The 17080-nt window shown below is 68.3% G+C and carries 15 protein-coding genes; 12 read left to right on the top strand and 3 right to left on the bottom strand.

What is annotated here, in order from left to right; all coding sequences use genetic code 11:
• Positions 1–47: 47 nt before the first annotated feature.
• Positions 48–1295 carry an ABC transporter substrate-binding protein gene (locus H0X90_RS13045; protein ID WP_006491170.1) on the bottom strand — a complete coding sequence of 416 codons (1248 nt, stop codon included), beginning with the start codon at positions 1293–1295 and terminating at the stop codon, positions 48–50.
• Between the two features lie 431 nt (positions 1296–1726).
• Between H0X90_RS13045 and zwf the strand changes: the two genes are divergently transcribed.
• The 3 genes from zwf (at position 1727) to H0X90_RS13030 (ending at position 5871) form a co-directional block, all read left to right on the top strand.
• Positions 1727–3196 (top strand): glucose-6-phosphate dehydrogenase, encoded by a 1470-nt coding sequence (zwf, locus tag H0X90_RS13040; RefSeq protein ID WP_006491174.1) that lies wholly within the window; start codon positions 1727–1729, stop codon positions 3194–3196.
• Between the two features lie 88 nt (positions 3197–3284).
• On the top strand, positions 3285–3965 hold the full coding sequence (gene pgl, locus H0X90_RS13035; RefSeq protein ID WP_077190919.1) for a 6-phosphogluconolactonase: 681 nt from the start codon (positions 3285–3287) through the stop codon (positions 3963–3965).
• Entirely contained in the window at positions 3943–5871 is a 1929-nt protein-coding gene (locus H0X90_RS13030) for a bifunctional transcriptional regulator/glucokinase (RefSeq protein WP_006484254.1), read from the top strand. The genes pgl and H0X90_RS13030 overlap by 23 nt, the downstream gene beginning before the upstream one ends.
• Before the next feature lie 104 nt (positions 5872–5975).
• Here H0X90_RS13030 and H0X90_RS13025 read toward each other — a convergent pair whose 3' ends face one another.
• On the bottom strand, positions 5976–7193 hold the full coding sequence (locus tag H0X90_RS13025; protein WP_006496598.1) for a Bcr/CflA family multidrug efflux MFS transporter: 1218 nt from the start codon (positions 7191–7193) through the stop codon (positions 5976–5978).
• 249 nt (positions 7194–7442) lie between these two features.
• Here H0X90_RS13025 and H0X90_RS13020 point away from each other — a divergent pair, with 249 nt between their 5' ends.
• From H0X90_RS13020 to H0X90_RS12980, 9 genes are all read left to right on the top strand, one after another.
• Positions 7443–7895 carry a hypothetical protein gene (locus H0X90_RS13020; RefSeq protein WP_006484248.1) on the top strand — a complete coding sequence of 151 codons (453 nt, stop codon included), beginning with the start codon at positions 7443–7445 and terminating at the stop codon, positions 7893–7895.
• Between the two features lie 180 nt (positions 7896–8075).
• Entirely contained in the window at positions 8076–9359 is a 1284-nt protein-coding gene (gene hemL, locus H0X90_RS13015; protein WP_006496599.1) for a glutamate-1-semialdehyde 2,1-aminomutase, read from the top strand.
• 15 nt (positions 9360–9374) lie between these two features.
• Positions 9375–10496, top strand: a complete 1122-nt coding sequence (gene ribD / locus H0X90_RS13010; RefSeq protein WP_006496600.1) for a bifunctional diaminohydroxyphosphoribosylaminopyrimidine deaminase/5-amino-6-(5-phosphoribosylamino)uracil reductase RibD — start codon at positions 9375–9377, stop codon at positions 10494–10496.
• Positions 10497–10510: 14 nt separating this feature from the next.
• Positions 10511–11140: a riboflavin synthase gene (locus H0X90_RS13005; RefSeq protein WP_006484245.1), complete on the top strand. Its 630-nt coding sequence runs from the start codon at positions 10511–10513 to the stop codon at positions 11138–11140.
• Positions 11141–11469: 329 nt separating this feature from the next.
• Positions 11470–11988, top strand: coding sequence for a DUF1993 family protein (locus H0X90_RS13000; protein ID WP_006484244.1), 519 nt, complete (start codon positions 11470–11472; stop codon positions 11986–11988).
• A gap of 157 nt (positions 11989–12145) precedes the next feature.
• Entirely contained in the window at positions 12146–13288 is a 1143-nt protein-coding gene (ribBA, locus tag H0X90_RS12995; protein WP_006496602.1) for a bifunctional 3,4-dihydroxy-2-butanone-4-phosphate synthase/GTP cyclohydrolase II, read from the top strand.
• Positions 13289–13341: 53 nt separating this feature from the next.
• The gene (gene ribH / locus H0X90_RS12990; RefSeq protein WP_006476661.1) at positions 13342–13857 is read left to right on the top strand and encodes a 6,7-dimethyl-8-ribityllumazine synthase; all 516 of its coding nucleotides are present in this window, start codon (positions 13342–13344) and stop codon (positions 13855–13857) included.
• Complete coding sequence (gene nusB / locus H0X90_RS12985; protein WP_006476662.1) at positions 13854–14291, top strand: transcription antitermination factor NusB; 438 nt, start codon at positions 13854–13856, stop codon at positions 14289–14291. Before ribH ends, nusB begins: the two co-directional genes overlap by 4 nt.
• A gap of 70 nt (positions 14292–14361) precedes the next feature.
• Positions 14362–15558: a pyridoxal phosphate-dependent aminotransferase gene (locus H0X90_RS12980; RefSeq protein WP_006484249.1), complete on the top strand. Its 1197-nt coding sequence runs from the start codon at positions 14362–14364 to the stop codon at positions 15556–15558.
• A 118-nt stretch (positions 15559–15676) separates the two neighbouring features.
• Here the strand turns inward: H0X90_RS12980 and H0X90_RS12975 are convergent, their stop codons facing one another.
• On the bottom strand, positions 15677–16804 hold the full coding sequence (locus H0X90_RS12975) for a lytic transglycosylase domain-containing protein (RefSeq protein ID WP_006496604.1): 1128 nt from the start codon (positions 16802–16804) through the stop codon (positions 15677–15679).
• Positions 16805–17080: the final 276 nt, after the last annotated feature.

Below are 17080 nucleotides of genomic sequence, written 5' to 3'. Positions count from 1 at the left end.
AAAACGCCCGGCCGATGAAGCGTGTCCGGCCGGGCGCCTGGCGCGCGTTACTTGACCTTCGCGGCCTTCGCGAGCGCGGCGACCGCGCTCTTCGAATCCTGCTGCGAGTTCATGAACTTCGTCACGACGTCGGTGATCGCGCCGGCGGTCGCGTCGCCTTGCGCCATGCCGTGCGCGAGCGACGGCACGAAGCCGCCCGACTTGATCGCGGTCTGCTCGTCGGCATACGACTTCTTCGCGCAGTCGTCGAACTTGTCCATCTTCACGCCGAGACGCACCGGCACCGAGCCCTTCAGCAGGCTGAACTGCTCCTGGAAGTCCGGCGTCATGATCGTCTTCGCGAGCGCGAGCTGGCCCGGCGTCGCGTTCTTCTCGCCCTTCTGCTGGAAGAACACGAACGAATCGACGTTGAACGTGTACGAATTCGCGGTGCCCGGCACCGGCGCGCAGACGTAGTCCTTGCCCGCCTTCTTGCCGGCGTTCTCGAATTCGCCCTTCGCCCAGTCGCCCATGAACTGCATGCCGGCCTTGCCGTTGATGACCATCGCGGTCGCGAGGTTCCAGTCGCGGCCGTTGCGGCCGGTGTCGAAGTAGCCCTGGATCTTGCGCACCGTGTCGAACACCGACAGCATCTGCGGCGACGTCAGCGTCGCCTGGTCGAGGTCGACCAGCGCCTTCTTGTAGAACGCCGGGCCCTGCGACAGCACGACGTCTTCCCACAGCGTCAGGTCCTGCCACGGCTGGCCGCCCATCGCGACCGGCTGGATGCCCGCGGCCTTCAGCTTGTCGGCCACCGCGAAGAATTCGGGCCAGGTGGTCGGCACCTTCGCGCCGACCTTGTCGAGCGCGGCCTTGTTGATGTACAGCCAGTTGACGCGGTGCACCGAGAACGGCGCGGCGACCGTATGGCCCTTGTACTTGATGATCTTGTCGATTTCCGGCGGCAGGTTCTGCTTCCAGTCGCCGGCGGCCGAATCGATGTTGACGAGCACGCCCTGGTCGGCCCAGTCCTGGATCAGCGGGCCCTTGATCTGCGCGGCCGACGGGGAATCGCCGCTGATCACCTTGGTCTTCAGCGCGGTCATCGCCGCGGCGCCGGCGCCGCCCGCGACCGCGAAGTCCTTCCACACGTAGCCCTGCTTCTGCAGGTCGTCCTTCAGCACGCCGACGGCCTTCGACTCGCCGCCCGAGGTCCACCAGTGCAGCACGGTTACGTTCTCGGCTGCCTGCGCCGCCACGGCGCCAGCCATCAGACCCGCGGCGCAGAGCGCGCCCATGATCGAGCGAACTTTCATTACTTATCTCCTCCAGACTGAATCAACTCGTGAGGTTCCCCGACGGGGAACCGGCTTCTTGATAAACGACGGGGAAATCGAGCCGCGGGACGCATGCAGCGTACGGGGCCGATGACCGGCCGGGCTCTTACAGAAAGCGTGAATCGAGATTCAACGGCGTGTCTCCTCTTTGTGTTTCTGGCCCACCGCGATGCCGCGGCGCGAGCCCGGGGGCGACGGCGCGCGATGATGCGCTCCGTCAATGTCCGATACCATTCGGCACAAGGCGTTCCCGAAGGCGAAGCTCGCGCAGTTCATCGACCGCACTTCTTTTTTTCTTCACCCAGGTGCTACCCCTTGCGGCGGATTGTAGTTAAACTACAATTCAGTGTCAAAAATATTTTTATCGCACTACGGATCGCTTCCCAGCACCCCCAACACGGCGGAGACACATGCATACCGATTCCAGCTTTACCTTCGTACTTTTCGGCGGCACCGGCGATTTGTCGATGCGCAAGATCCTGCCCGCGCTGTTCGAAGCGCACCGCGCGAACATGCTGGCGGACGGCGGCCGGATCGTGGCCGTCGCGCGGCACGAATCGGATCGGGCAGGCTATCTCGAATGGGTCGATACGCACGTGAAGCCGCATGCGGCGAAGGCGGCCGGCAACGCGTTCGACGACGCGGCATGGAAGTCGTTTCTCGAGCGCATCGAATACGTGAAGCTCGATCTCGGCCGTGCGGAGGACTACGTCGTGCTGCGCGACGCGATCGCATCGCTGCCCGGCATCCGCGTGTTCTATCTCGCGACCGGCCCGTCGCTGTTCGTGCCGATCTGCAAGGCGCTCGCGTCGGTCGGCCTGAACGAAGGCTCGCGCATCGTGCTCGAGAAACCGCTCGGCTACGACCTGAAGTCGTCGAACGCGATCAACGACGCGGTCGGCGAGATCTTCGCGGAAGGCCAGATCTACCGGATCGACCACTACCTCGGCAAGGAGCCGGTACAGAACCTGCTCGCGCTGCGCTTCGGCAACGCGCTGTTCGAGCCACTGTGGCGCCGCGAATGGGTCGAGAGCATCCAGATCACGATCGCGGAAGAGCTCGGCGTCGAGGCGCGCGGCGATTTCTACGACAATACGGGCGCGCTGCGCGACATGGTGCAGAACCACCTGCTGCAGCTGCTGTCGATCGTCGCGATGGAGCCGCCGCACTCGATGGATTCCGACTCGGTGCGTGACGAGAAGCTGCGCGTGCTGCGCGCGCTGAAGCCGGTCGATCCGCGCGACATCGGCAAGGTCGCGGTGCGCGGCCAGTATCATGCGGGCGTGATCAAGGGCGCGCAGGTGCCGGCCTACGCGACCGAGCCGGGCGTGAAGCCCGACAGCCAGACCGAAACCTTCGTCGCGCTGAAGGTCGAGATCGAGAACTGGCGCTGGGCCGGCGTGCCGTTCTTCCTGCGCACCGGCAAGCGTCTGGCCGACCGCGTCGCGGAGATCGTCGTCAACTTCCGCCCGGTGCCGCATTCGGCGCTCGGCCCGACCGCGCTGCGCCCCGGTTCGAACCGTCTCGTGATCCGGCTGCAGCCGAACGAAACGATCCGCCTGTACTGCCTCGCGAAGCAGCCGGGCGAAGGGATGAACCTCGCGAGCGTGCACCTCGACCTCGCGTTCGACCAGTTCTTCAAGGAAGGGCAGATGGAGGCGTACCAGCGCCTGCTGCTCGACGTGATCAACGGCCGGCTCGCCCTGTTCGTGCGGCGCGACGAACAGGAGGCCGCATGGCAGTGGGTCGAGCCGATCCTGAACGAATGGGCGCGCACGCTGAAGCCGCCGAAGCCCTACGCGGCGGGCACGTGGGGGCCGGCCGCGTCGAGCGCGATGCTCGCGCAGCACGACACCTGCTGGCTCGAAGAAGAAAACTGATGCAGACCGTTGCCGCGTACGCCACCGTACGCGGCAACGTGCCCCACGATTCGTACGATTTGAACAGACAAAGCAGTCCGGAGGAGATGTGATCGAGATCCACGCTTTCGACACCCAGGAAGCGCAAAGCGAAGCGCTCGCGCGCGCCGTCGGCGACGCGCTGCGCGCGGCGCTCGCCGGCCCCGCGCGCCCGACGCTCGCGGTGTCCGGCGGCACCAGCCCGCGCCCGTTCCTGCACACGCTGTCGCATGCGGCGCTCGACTGGGCCGGCGTCGACGTCACGCTGGTCGACGACCGCTGGGTGCCGGACGACGACGCGGCCAGCAATGCGCAACTCGTGCGCGACACGCTGCTGCAGCACGCGGCGGCCCCTGCCCGCTTCCTGCCGCTCGTCGACACGCGCAGCACGCTCGACGCGCACGTCGCCGCGTTGAACGCGAACCCCGACTACCGCGTGCCGACCGTCGCCGTGCTCGGCATGGGCGAGGACGGCCACACCGCGTCGATCTTCGCCGACGCACCCGAATGGGACCACGCGATCACGACGCCCGAGCGCTTCGTCGCCGTGCATCCGGGCGCGGCGCCGCATGCCCGCGTGAGCTTTTCGCTCGATACGCTCAAGCGCGTCGACCGGCTGTTCCTGCTGATCGCGGGCGCCCGCAAACGCGACGTGCTCGACGCCGCGGCCGCGTCGCTGCAGAAGAACGCGATTTCCCAACTGGCCAACGACAAGGGGACCCAGCTCGATGTCTACTGGTGCGCAAAGTAAGGCGGTCGTCGCGGGTCAGCATGCCGACGGCCCGCGCCTGCTCGCGGACGTCGGCGGCACCAACGCGCGCTTCGCGCTGGAAACCGGCCCCGGCGAGATCACGCAGATCCGCGTCTATCCCGGCGCCGACTATCCGACGCTCACCGACGCGATCCGCAAATACCTGAAGGACGTGAAGATCAGCCGCGTGAACCACGCGGCGATCGCGATCGCCAATCCGGTCGACGGCGACCAGGTCACGATGACCAACCACGACTGGAGCTTCTCGATCGAGGCGACGCGCCGCGCGCTCGGCTTCGACACGCTGCTGGTCGTCAACGACTTCACCGCGCTCGCGATGGCGCTGCCGGGCCTGACCGACGCGCAGCGCGTGCAGATCGGCGGCGGCACGCGGCGCCAGAACAGCGTGATCGGCCTGCTCGGGCCGGGCACGGGGCTCGGCGTGTCGGGGCTGATTCCGGCCGACGACCGCTGGATCGCGCTCGGCAGCGAAGGCGGCCACGCATCGTTCGCGCCGCAGGACGAGCGCGAGGATCTGGTGCTGCAGTACGCGCGCAAGAAGTTTCCGCACGTGTCGTTCGAACGCGTGTGCGCGGGCCCCGGCATGGAGATCATCTATCGCGCGCTCGCCGCGCGCGACAAGAAACGTGTCGCCGCGACCGTCGACACGGTCGAGATCGTCGAGCGCGCGCATGCGGGCGACGCGCTCGCGCTCGAGACGGTCGAATGCTTCTGCGGAATTCTCGGCGCGTTCGCGGGCAGCGTCGCGCTGACGCTCGGCGCGCTCGGCGGCGTGTACATCGGCGGCGGCGTCGCGCTGAAGCTGGGCGAGCTGTTCACGCGCTCGTCGTTCCGCGCGCGCTTCGAGGCGAAGGGCCGCTTCACGCACTATCTCGAGAACATCCCGACCTACCTGATCACCGCCGAATACCCGGCGTTCCTCGGCGTGTCGGCGATTCTCGCGGAGCAGTTGTCGAACCGCTCCGGCGGCGCGTCGTCGGCCGTGTTCGAGCGGATCCGCCAGATGCGCGACGCGCTGACGCCGGCCGAGCGCCGCGTGGCCGATCTCGCGCTGAACCATCCGCGCTCGATCATCAACGATCCGATCGTCGACATCGCGCGCAAGGCCGACGTGAGCCAGCCGACCGTGATCCGCTTCTGCCGCTCGCTCGGCTGCCAGGGGCTGTCGGACTTCAAGCTGAAGCTCGCCACCGGGCTCACCGGCACGATCCCGATGAGCCACAGCCAGGTGCATCTCGGCGACACGGCCACCGACTTCGGCGCGAAGGTGCTCGACAACACGGTGTCCGCGATCCTGCAACTGCGCGAGCACCTGAATTTCGAGCACGTCGAGAACGCGATCGAGATCCTGAACGGCGCGCGGCGCATCGAGTTCTACGGGCTCGGCAACTCGAACATCGTCGCGCAGGACGCGCACTACAAGTTCTTCCGCTTCGGGATTCCGACGATCGCGTACGGCGACCTGTACATGCAGGCCGCGTCGGCCGCGCTGCTCGGCAAGGGCGACGTGATCGTCGCGGTGTCGAAGTCGGGCCGCGCGCCCGAGCTGCTGCGCGTGCTCGACGTCGCGATGCAGGCCGGCGCGAAGGTGATCGCGATCACGTCGAGCAACACGCCGCTCGCGAAGCGCGCGACCGTCGCGCTCGAGACCGACCACATCGAGATGCGCGAGTCGCAGTTGTCGATGATCTCGCGGATCCTGCATCTGCTGATGATCGACATCCTCGCGGTCGGCGTCGCGATCCGTCGCGCGTCGACGAACGGCGAGCTGCCCGAGGCCGTTGCCCAGGCGAAGGCGCGCGCCAGCGACGACGAAACGGCCGACGTGCTCGACTGGCTGAGCCACGGCGCGTCGCCGGCGGCGAAGGACGTCGCGCGGGACTGACGCATCGCGCGGCGTCCGCCGCTTCACGCGTCCCGACGAACAACGCCACCGGCGCATCGCGCGCGGTGGCGTTTTTCATCGTGCGGCCCGCCGGGCGATGCGGCTCAGGCGCCCGCTTTCACCGGCCGGCCGTGCCAGCGCAGCACGAGATAGCGCCCGGCGAAGCACAGCACGCCGCAGACGCCGATCGTCACGCCCATCGCGAACGGCGTGCCGTCCGCGAGCGCGCCGATCGCGACGCTCGCCAGCGCGCCGAGCGCGAGCTGCATCGCGCCGAACACGGCCGCCGACGCGCCCGCGTTGTGCGGATAGCGGTGCATCAGGTCGGTCGTGCAGTTCGCGGACAGGATCCCGACCACGCCGACGACGAAGAACAGGCACACGACGATCGACCACAGCCCGCCCCACCCCGTCAGCGCGACGAGCGCGACCGCGAGCGACGCGATGCAGCTCACGAGCGACGCGGCCGCGATGATGCGCAGCGAACCGATGCGGCCGACGAGGCGCGTATTCGCGAAGTTGCCGATCATGATCCCGACGACGTTCAGGCCGAACAGCAGCCCGTAGTGCTGCGGCGACACGTGGAAATACTCGATGTACACGAACGGCGTCGCGGTGATGTACGAGAACATCGACGCGAACGCCATCCCGCCGCACAGCATGTGCCCCCATGCGACGGGGTCGGACAGGATGCGCCCGTACGACGCGAACGACGCGAGCACGGCCGCGCTCTTGCGCCGCTCCTTCGGCCAGGTTTCGGGCACGCGCAAGTACGCGGTCGTCGCGCAGATCGCGCCGAACACGGCCAGCACGACGAACACGCCGCGCCAGCCGGAGAAGCGCAGGATCTGGCCGCCGATCAGCGGCGCGAGCAGCGGCCCGACCGCGGTGACGATCGCGACCATCGACAACACCTTCGCCGCGTCGCTCGGCTCGTGCGCGTCACGCGCGATCGCCCGCGCGAGCACCGACGCGGCACCGGCGCCGAGCGCCTGCAGAAAGCGCACGACGATCAGCATGTCGATCGAACCCGACACGAAGCAGCCGATGCTCGCGAGCGTGAACAGCGCGATCCCGCCGAGCAGCACGGGACGGCGGCCCCACGTGTCGGACAGCGGGCCGTACAGCAGCATGCCGATCGAGAAGCCCGCCATGAAACTGGTCAGCGTGCGCTGCGCGGCGCCGGGGCTCACGGAGAAGCTGCCGGCGATCGACGGCAGGCTCGGCAGGTACATGTCGGTGGCGATCGGCCCGCAGGCCGCGAGCGCGCCGAGCAACAGGATCAGCCGGGCATCGGGCCGGCGCCGGACGACGTGGGACATGGGTATCCGGAATGGGAGCCCGCGCGCATCGGGGCGCGCGTGGCGGTGAAGACGGGAAGCCGCGCCGCAAGTGGCGCGTTCAGGCCCATGATTGTACGCGCAACTTTTTTGCCTGCCTCGGGCCGCGTCCGGCGGCGGGCGCGGCGACGCCCACGCCTGCCGTTTGCCGGACGAACGCGCGAGCGGATTCGATTAAGCTTGCTGCTGCTCGTTTCTCTTGTCTGACCCATTCGACGTACGACCGAACCGATGACCGCTTTCCTGCTGATCTGGAGCCCCAAGAAATGGCCGTGGCCCGAGTTGCCCGACGTCGCCGCGCGCGTGAAGGCCGGCGAGGCCGTGCATGACGTGTGGGGTTGCGGCTTCGCGCGCGGCATCCTGCCGGGCGACCGCGTGTTCCTGCACCGCGTCGCGAAGGAGCCCAAGGGTGTATTCGGCTCCGGCTACGTGACGCGCGCGCCGTACGAGGTGCCCGATCCGTCGACGAAGCGCGGCTACCGGCTGTGCATCGACTTCGTGTACGACTGGCTGGTCGATGCGCACCAGGACGTCGTGATCGCGCGCGACGCGCTGCGCGTTCACCCGTATTCGGTACAGACCTGGGATGCACAGACGTCCGGCACGTCGATCAAGCCGATGGTCGAAGGTCCGCTCGAAAAGCGCTGGGCCGAGTTGACCGGCAAGCGCAAGCCGCCGCGATAGCCGAAAACCGGGTCGAATCCCGCGCGCCTTTTTCGCCCGACTGATTCCCCGCGCGCCGAAAGGCCGCAGACCGGCCCGCGGGCCTGCCGCGCGTGTCTCCGGTACAATCGGACGATCGTTCCGCCCAGGCGCCGCGGCCCGTGCACAGGCCTCCGCGCCCTTCTCTCGCAGGTTTCGCCCATGTCCAACAATCAGATCCTCTTCGAACGCGCCCAGAAGACCATTCCCGGCGGCGTCAACTCGCCGGTGCGCGCCTTCCGTTCGGTCGGCGGCACGCCGCGCTTCGTCGCGCGCGCGCAAGGCCCGTATTTCTGGGACGCCGACGGCAAGCAGTACATCGACTACATCGGCTCGTGGGGCCCGATGATCGTCGGCCACGTCCATCCGGAAGTGCTGTCGGCCGTGCAGAACGTACTCGCCGACGGCTTCTCGTTCGGCGCGCCGACCGAAGCCGAGATCGAGATCGCGGAGGAAATCTGCAAGCTCGTGCCGTCGATCGAGCAGGTGCGGATGGTGTCGAGCGGCACCGAGGCGACGATGAGCGCGCTGCGTCTCGCGCGCGGCTTCACGGGCCGCAGCCGCATCGTCAAGTTCGAAGGCTGCTACCACGGCCACGCGGACAGCCTGCTGGTCAAGGCCGGCTCGGGCCTGCTGACGTTCGGCAACCCGACGTCGGCCGGCGTGCCCGCCGACATCGCGAAACACACGACCGTCCTCGAATACAACAACGTCGCCGCGCTGGAAGAAGCCTTCGGCGCGTTCGGCGACGAGATCGCCGCGGTGATCGTCGAGCCGGTCGCCGGCAACATGAACCTCGTGCGCGGCACGCCCGAATTCCTGAACGCGCTGCGCGCGCTGTGCACGAAGCACGGCGCCGTGCTGATCTTCGACGAGGTGATGTGCGGATTCCGCGTCGCGCTCGGCGGCGCGCAGGCGTACTACGGCATCGCGGCCGACCTCACCTGCCTCGGCAAGGTGATCGGCGGCGGGATGCCGGCCGCCGCGTTCGGCGGCCGCCGCGACATCATGGCCCACCTCGCGCCGCTCGGCGGCGTCTACCAGGCCGGCACGCTGTCGGGCAACCCGATCGCGGTCGCCGCGGGCCTGAAGACGCTGCAACTGATCCAGGCACCCGGCTTCTACGACGCGCTCACCGCGCAGACGAAGCGGCTCGCCGACGGCCTCGCGGCGGAAGCGCGCGCGGCCGGCGTGCCGTTCGCGGCCGACTCGATCGGCGCGATGTTCGGCCTGTACTTCGCCGAGCGCGTGCCGACCAGCTTCGCGGAAGTCACGAAGAGCGACGTCGCGCGCTTCAACCGCTTCTTCCACCTGATGCTCGACGAGGGCGTGTACTTCGCGCCGTCCGCGTACGAAGCCGGCTTCGTGTCGAGCACGCACGACGACGCGGTGATCGACGCGACGCTCGCGGCCGCGCGCCGCGCGTTCGCGGCCCTCGCCGCCTGACCCGGGGCCGCGCGCATGTTCTCGGATACCGATTTCGCCCACATGCAGCGCGCGCTCGCGCTCGCCGCGCGCGGCATGTACACGACCGCGCCGAATCCGCGCGTCGGCTGCGTGATCGTCAAGGACGGCGACGTGATCGGCGAAGGCTTCACGCAGCCGGCCGGCCAGGACCACGCGGAAGTCCAGGCGCTGAAGGACGCGCGCTCGCGCGGCTACGACGTCGCGGGCTCGACCGTCTACGTGACGCTCGAACCGTGCAGCCATTTCGGCCGCACGCCGCCGTGCGCGAACGCGCTGATCGACGCGCGCGTCGCGAAGGTGGTCGCGGCGATGGAAGACCCGAACCCGCAGGTGTCGGGGCGCGGCCTCGGAATGCTGCGCGACGCCGGCATCGACGTGCGCTGCGGGCTGCTCGCGCATGAGGCCGGCGAACTGAACATCGGCTTCGTGTCGCGGATGACGCGTGGCCGCCCGTGGGTGCGGATGAAGACCGCCGCGTCGCTCGACGGCCGCACCGCGCTGCCGTCCGGCGAAAGCCAGTGGATCACCGGCGAGGCCGCGCGCCTCGACGGCCACGCGTGGCGCGCCCGCGCGTGCGCGATCCTCACCGGCATCGGCACCGTGCGCGAGGACAATCCGCTGCTGACCGTGCGCGGTATCGACACGCCGCGTCAGCCGCAACGCATCCTGGTGGACAGCCGCCTCGACCTGCCGCTCGACGCGCGGCTGCTCGAAGGCGCGCCGCTGCTGATCTTCTGCGGCCGGCTCGACGCCGCAGGCGAACTACGCGCGAACGTGCTGAAGTCGCGCGGCGCGGAAATCGTGCCGCTCGCGAATGCGCACGGCAAGGTCGACCTGCCCGCGATGCTGGCGGCGCTCGGCGCGCGCGGCGTCAACGAACTGCACGTCGAGGCCGGCCACAAGCTGAACGGTTCGCTGCTGCGCGAACGGTGCGTCGACGAATTGCTGGTGTATCTGGCGCCGAGCCTGCTGGGCGCCGACGCGGCCGGCATGTTCGATCTCGCCGCGCCGGCCAGTCTCGATGCACGTACCCGGTTGTCGTTCCACGGTATCGAGCGGATCGGCGACGATCTGCGGATCCTCGCGCGTATCGCGCCGCCCGACGCCTCTCACTGAACGGAATCGTCACGATGTTTACCGGAATTGTCGCGGCCGTCGGCCGCATCGAATCGATCGCCCCGCTCGGCACGTCGGCCGACGCCGGTGTGCGCCTGACCGTGCAGGCCGGCGGGCTGGACCTGGCCGATGTCGCGCTCGGCGACAGCATCGCGATCCAGGGCGCATGCATGACGGTGATCGAGAAGACCGACACCACGTTCGACGTCGATGTGTCGCGCGAAAGCCTGAACCGGACGGTCGGCCTCGCGCAGCCCGGCGAGGTGAACCTCGAGAAGGCGCTGCGCGCGCACGACCGCCTTGGCGGGCATATCGTATCGGGCCATGTGGACGGACTCGGTACCGTGTCGCGCTTCGCGCCGGTCGGCGAGTCGCACGAACTGCGAATCGTCGCGCCGCGCGAACTCGGCCGCTATCTCGCGTACAAGGGCTCGATCACGGTGAACGGCGTGAGCCTGACCGTGAATGCGGTCGACGATCGCGCGGACGGCTGCGAATTCTCGATCAACCTGATTCCGCATACGGTCGACGTCACGACGCTGCGCCACGTGAAGGCCGGCGACAAGGTCAACCTCGAAGTCGACATGATCGCGCGCTATGTGGAGCGGATGCTATCGGCGTCGCAGGGCGTGCATCAGGACTGACCGGGCAGCGCCGCCGCGTCCTGTACAGGGAATGACGGCCGACGGTGCGGCCGGCCGCCGCATCAATCGTCGGCGTCGGCCGAGCAGGCCGCGCCGAGCAGGGATCCCGCCCTACTTCGTGCCGTGCCACTCCGTCGCCGGCCATCCGACACGCTTGCATCGGAATCGCGTTCGGTCGATGGCCGTCGGGCCAGCCGACACCTGGCCGAACAGCCAACGACGCGCACGGGTCATGCCGTCGCGCTAAGATGCGTCGACAGCGGTTTCCACGCCGCCACGCACGACGCGCCGCATCGCGGCCGCGCCTCTTCCCACAGGAGTTCGTCCCCATGTCCATCTCGATGTACCAGGCTTCGCTGCCCGTCCTGATCCGCGGCCTCACCAACCTGCAGCACATCCTCGGCAAGGCGCAGGCGCATGCGGCCGAAAAGCAGATCGACCCGTCGGTATTCATCGGCGCACGCCTCTACCCGGACATGCTGCCGCTCGTCCGTCAGGTCTACATCGCGACCGACACGGCGAAGGGCTGCGCCGCGCGGCTAGCCGGCGCCGAGATCCCGAGCTACCCGGACGTCGAGCAGAGCTTCGACGAGCTGCACGCGCGCATCCAGAAGACGATCGACTACCTGAAAAGCTTCGACGCCGCACAGATCGACGGCAGCGAGACGCGCCAGATCGTGCTGAAGATGCGCGTCGGCCCGATCGAGTTCACCGGCCAGTCGTACCTGCTGAACTTCGTGCTGCCCAACTTCTTCTTCCACGTGACGACCGCGTACGACATCCTGCGCCACAGCGGCGTCGAGCTCGGCAAGCTGGACTACCTCGGCGGGCGCAACGAGCAAGCGTGACGCGCGGCCGGGCAACGCCCGGCCCGCAACCGTCCGCGCCCGCGCGCAGGCCGGCCGCAGCGCTTTCCGGAGCACGCGCGGGCCCCGCGCGGCCCGCGCCAGCCGAAACGCCGTCCGGCTGGCGTAAAATACGCACTTTCCTCTTTCTCGCCCCCTTATGACGCTCGCCTCCACGCTCGACATCATCGCCGAGCTGAAAGCCGGCCGGATGGTGATCCTGGTCGACGAAGAAGACCGCGAAAACGAGGGCGACCTCGTGATCGCCGCCGAATTCGTCACACCGGAAGCGATCAACTTCATGGCCAAGTACGGCCGCGGCCTGGTTTGTCTGACGTTGACGCAGGAACGCTGCAAGCAGCTTCACCTGCCGCTGATGACCTACCGCAACGGCACGCAGTACGGCACCGCGTTCACGGTCAGCATCGAAGCGGCCGAAGGCGTGACGACCGGCATCTCGGCCGCCGACCGGGCGCACACGATCGCCACGGCGGTCGCGCACGACGTGCGCCCCGAGCACATCGTGCAGCCGGGCCACGTGTTCCCGATCATGGCGCAGCCGGGCGGCGTGCTCGTGCGCGCCGGCCACACCGAGGCCGGCTGCGACTTCACCGCGCTCGCGGGCCTCACGCCGGCCGCGGTGATCTGCGAGATCATCAAGGACGACGGCACGATGGCGCGCCTGCCGGACCTGATCGAATTCGCGAAGGAACACAACCTGAAGATCGGCACGATCGCCGACCTGATCCAGTACCGCAGCCGCACCGAATCGATCATCGAGCGGATCGCCGAGCGCACGATGCAGACCGCGCACGGCACGTTCCGCGCGGTGCTGTACCGCGACCAGCCGAGCGGCTCGCCGCACATCGCGCTGGTGCGCGGCGCCCCGTCGCCCGACGTCGATACGCCGGTGCGCGTGCACGAGCCGCTGTCGGTGCTCGACCTGCTCGAAACGGGCGTGTCGACCCACTCGTGGACCCTCGACGCCGCGATGCGCGACATCGCGGAGCGCGACCTCGGCGTGATCGTGCTGCTCAATTGCGGCGATACGAAGGAACACCTGATCGACGTCTTCAAGGCGTTCGACGAGGAAGAAAAGGCCGCTGCGCTCAAGCGCCGGCCGGTCGATTTCAAGACGTTCGGCATCGGCGCGCAGATCCTGCGCGATGTCGGCGTCGGCAAGATGCAGGTGCTGTCGAATCCGCGCAAGCTGGGCAGCATGTCCGGCTACGGCCTCGAAGTCACGGGCTTCATTCCGATGCCCGGCGGCGAAGCCAAGTCCTGCCCGGCGTCCCACGCGTAACCCGCCACGGCGCTTTCGCCCTATAACCGTTCATCCACACCACGGACCAGATCATGGAAATCGGACAATACCAACCGAATCTCGAAGGCGACGGCCTGCGTATCGGCATCGTGCAATCGCGCTTCAACGAACCCGTGTGCAACGGCCTCGCCGACGCGTGCGTCGAAGAACTGGAGCGCCTCGGCGTCACCGGTGAAGACGTGCTGCTCGTGTCGGTGCCCGGCGCGCTGGAAATCCCGCTCGCGCTGCAAAAGCTCGCCGAAAGCGGCCAGTTCGACGCGCTGATCGCGCTCGGCGCGGTGATCCGCGGCGAGACCTACCACTTCGAACTCGTGTCGAACGAGAGCGGCGCGGGCATCACCCGCATCGGCCTCGACTTCAACCTGCCGATCGCGAACGCGGTCCTGACCACCGAAAACGACGAGCAGGCCGTCGCGCGCATGACCGAAAAGGGTCGTGACGCCGCACGCGTGGCCGTCGAGATGGCCAACCTGACGATGGCGCTCGACCAGCTCGGCGACGACGAGGACGAAGAGGAAGACGAAGACGACGAAGAGGAGCGCGCATGAAGAAGAGCGCCCGCCGACAATCGCGCGAGCTGGCGACGCAGGGCCTGTATCAGTGGCTGCTGTCGAACGCGCCCTCCGGCGAGATCGACGCGCAACTGCGCGGCGCGCTCGGTTACGACAAGGCTGACAAGGAACTGCTCGAAGCGATCCTGCACGGCGTGATCCGCGAGCATGCGACGCTCGTCGAAGCGCTGGCGCCGTCGCTGGACCGTCCGATCGATCAGTTGTCGCCGGTCGAACGCGCGGTGCTGCTGATCGCGACGTTCGAGCTCACGCACCACGTCGAAACGCCGTACCGCGTGATCATCAACGAAGCCGTCGAACTCGCGAAGACGTTCGGCGGCTCCGACGGCTACAAGTACGTGAACGGCGTGCTCGACAAGCTGGCCGCGAAGCTGCGCCCCGCCGAAACGCAGGCGCGTCGCAACGGCTGATACCGTTGGTTGGTCCACGGGCGCGCAAGCGCCCGTTTTTCATTCCTTTCTCCCTCCGCCCTGCCCGCCGATGAATACCACCGCCGATTCGCTCGTCACGCTCGCCGCACGCGTCGACGCGATCCAGCCCTTTCATGTGATGGAACTGATGAAGGAGGCACAGCGGCTCGAGTCCTTGGGGCGCGATGTTATCCACATGGGCATCGGCGAGCCGGATTTCACCGCGCCGGAGCCGGTGGTCGAGGCCGCGGCGGCCGCGCTGCGCCGCGGCGTCACGCAATACACGAGCGCGCTCGGGATTGCGCCGCTGCGCGAGGCGATCGCCGCGCACTATGCACACGCGTACGGCCTCACGATCAGCCCCGAGCGGATCGTCGTGACGGCCGGCGCATCGGCCGCGCTGCTGCTCGCGTGCCTCGCGCTGGTCGGCCGCGACGACGAAGTGCTGATGCCCGACCCGTCATACCCGTGCAACCGGCACTTCGTCGCGGCGGCCGAAGGCCGTCCGGTGCTCGTGCCGAGCGGCCCGGACGCGCGCTTCCAGCTCACCGAGCACGACGTCCGCACGCACTGGAACGACCGCACGCGCGGCGTGCTGCTCGCGTCGCCGTCGAACCCGACCGGCACGTCGCTCGAACCGGACGAACTGAAGCGGATCGTCGAAGCAGTGCGCGCACGCGGCGGCTTCACGATCGTCGACGAGATCTACCAGGGGCTCAGCTACGACGCCGCCCCCGTGTCGGCGCTGTCGTTCGGCGACGACGTGATCACCGTGAACAGCTTCTCGAAGTATTTCAGCATGACCGGCTGGCGGCTCGGGTGGCTCGTCGTGCCGCCAGCCCTCGTCGGCACGTTCGAGAAGCTGTCGCAGAACCTGTTCATCTGCCCGTCCGCCCTCGCGCAACACGCGGCGCTCGCCTGCTTCGAACCGGCCACGCTCGACATCTACGAAACGCGCCGGCTCGAATTCAAGCGCCGCCGCGATTTCATCGCACCGGCGCTCGAGCGGCTCGGCTTCACGGTGCCGGTGATGCCGGACGGCGCGTTCTATGTGTATGCGCATTGCGGCGGCGTCGCCCACCCGGCGGCCGGCGACAGCGCCGCGCTCACGCAGGCGATGCTGCACGACGCAGGCGTGGTGCTGGTGCCGGGCATGGACTTCGGCGTCCATGCCCCGCGCGACTATATCCGCCTGTCCTATGCGACGGCCTACTCGCGGCTCGAAGAGGCCGTCGACCGGCTCGCGACGCTGTTCGGCGAGCATTGACGCCGCGGCGAGCACGCCGGCCGCTTCCCGCACCGCAAAAGAAAAAGGCACCCGAATCGGGTGCCTTTTCTTCATCTGCGCTTCATCTGCGCCAGCCGGAGCCGCACGGAACGCGACGTTACGCGCCGAGCTCCGAATGATCGCCGTGCGACTGCTTCGCGGTATCGACGCTCGCGTCGTCCTGCGGGGCCGCTTCCTTCGGCGCTGCCTTGACCGTCGTCGCGCCGTCGAGCGTCGCATGCACGCGCTTCGCGCCGCCTGCCGCGGCCGTCACGGCTGCGGCGGTGACGATCGGCTTCGCGGGTTGCGCGGGCGCCTGCGGTGCGTTGATCGGCACGCTGCGGCCACGCGCGACGTCGCGCAGGCGGCCGCGCTCGGCCATCACCTTCGAACCGTAGCCGTTGTCGTCGGGATTCGTCGAGCCGTTGTACAGGCGCAGGCCGTTCGCGAGCGAGCCGCCGCGCGCGATGCAGTCCTTCAGCACGAGTGCGCCGACCTGCAGGTTCGCGAGCGGTTGCAGTGCGGTGTCGGTGCCGCCGAAATACTCGAACTTGTCGGAATGGACCTTCGACATCACCTGCATCAGGCCCTTCGCGCCGACACCGCTTTCGGCGTACGGGTTGAAGCCCGACTCGATCGCCATCACGGATAGCAGCAGCAGCGGATCGAGACCGACGTCACGACCGGTCTGGAACGCCGCCTTGACGAGCTGGCCGAGCGGCTCCTGGGCGACGCGGTAACGGCGCGACAAATACGTGGCGACGAGCGCCTGTTCCCGGTTCGACGCGAGCGCGCGATCGTCGCGGGCATCGGCCGCCACGCGCTGGATCGGAATCAGCTTGGCCAGTGCTACCGGCGACGGACCGTTGCGGGCCGGATCGGACGCATCACCCTGGACGCCTTGCGCGGTGGCTTCCGGTGCGACATCGAGGCCGACCGCAAGCGCATCCGTTTCGGGCGCATCGTCCTGCTGCGGCTGCGCACCGGCAGGCGCGAAGTTCGGCAGCGGATGGCCGGACAGCAGACGGGCCGGACCGGCCTGCACGGCCGCGGATACGACCGGCATCAGCTTCGCGGCGAGCGTGCCGCGGACGGTTGGCAGCAGCCACAGCGCAAGCGCAACCGCGACAGCGAGACAGCCGACAACGCTGAATAGATGGTGACTGACACGCGTCCCGCGACGCAGCAAGTTGCGCACGATTTGCGCATGCTGCTCAGTGGGACGCCACGATAACCAAGCGTTCATTCAGATCATCTCCCATGAACATGACTCGTGCGGCTCGCTCAGCTCGATGGCGAGACAGAAAACGCGCCGCGGAATCACGACGCCGCGCGCTTTGGTTGGGACGCGCAAGCATCGGGGAAACGGTATAAGTACCGTTCGAGGCCACGGTGTAAGAGGGCCGGCGCCTTCGCACACTGGCGAGGCGGGCATACGCGGTGGCACCCACGCAAAAAACCAGCGTCTGGTGGCGCTGGCTGGGACTACGACAAAGGCCGTCGAAGACGCCGTGCAGGATTC

Source organism: Burkholderia sp. 9775_39 (assembly GCF_015712225.1).
GTDB classification, from domain to species: Bacteria; Pseudomonadota; Gammaproteobacteria; order Burkholderiales; family Burkholderiaceae; genus Burkholderia; species Burkholderia cenocepacia.
The sequence above is the reverse complement of the archived record's forward strand: the minus strand, read 5'-3'. Positions and strand labels throughout refer to the sequence as shown.

Bases quoted from the DNA above. Each gene is read 5' to 3' on its own strand.
- H0X90_RS13045 (WP_006491170.1), bottom strand. From the start codon at position 1,295: ATGAAAGTTCGCTCGATCATGGGCGCGCTCTGCGCCGCGGGTCTGATG.
- zwf (WP_006491174.1), top strand. From the start codon at position 1,727: ATGCATACCGATTCCAGCTTTACCTTCGTACTTTTCGGCGGCACCGGC.
- H0X90_RS13030 (WP_006484254.1), top strand. From the start codon at position 3,943: ATGTCTACTGGTGCGCAAAGTAAGGCGGTCGTCGCGGGTCAGCATGCC.
- H0X90_RS13025 (WP_006496598.1), bottom strand. From the start codon at position 7,193: ATGTCCCACGTCGTCCGGCGCCGGCCCGATGCCCGGCTGATCCTGTTG.
- H0X90_RS13020 (WP_006484248.1), top strand. From the start codon at position 7,443: ATGACCGCTTTCCTGCTGATCTGGAGCCCCAAGAAATGGCCGTGGCCC.
- hemL (WP_006496599.1), top strand. From the start codon at position 8,076: ATGTCCAACAATCAGATCCTCTTCGAACGCGCCCAGAAGACCATTCCC.
- ribD (WP_006496600.1), top strand. From the start codon at position 9,375: ATGTTCTCGGATACCGATTTCGCCCACATGCAGCGCGCGCTCGCGCTC.
- H0X90_RS13005 (WP_006484245.1), top strand. From the start codon at position 10,511: ATGTTTACCGGAATTGTCGCGGCCGTCGGCCGCATCGAATCGATCGCC.
- H0X90_RS13000 (WP_006484244.1), top strand. From the start codon at position 11,470: ATGTCCATCTCGATGTACCAGGCTTCGCTGCCCGTCCTGATCCGCGGC.
- ribBA (WP_006496602.1), top strand. From the start codon at position 12,146: ATGACGCTCGCCTCCACGCTCGACATCATCGCCGAGCTGAAAGCCGGC.
- ribH (WP_006476661.1), top strand. From the start codon at position 13,342: ATGGAAATCGGACAATACCAACCGAATCTCGAAGGCGACGGCCTGCGT.
- nusB (WP_006476662.1), top strand. From the start codon at position 13,854: ATGAAGAAGAGCGCCCGCCGACAATCGCGCGAGCTGGCGACGCAGGGC.
- H0X90_RS12980 (WP_006484249.1), top strand. From the start codon at position 14,362: ATGAATACCACCGCCGATTCGCTCGTCACGCTCGCCGCACGCGTCGAC.
- H0X90_RS12975 (WP_006496604.1), bottom strand. From the start codon at position 16,804: ATGAACGCTTGGTTATCGTGGCGTCCCACTGAGCAGCATGCGCAAATC.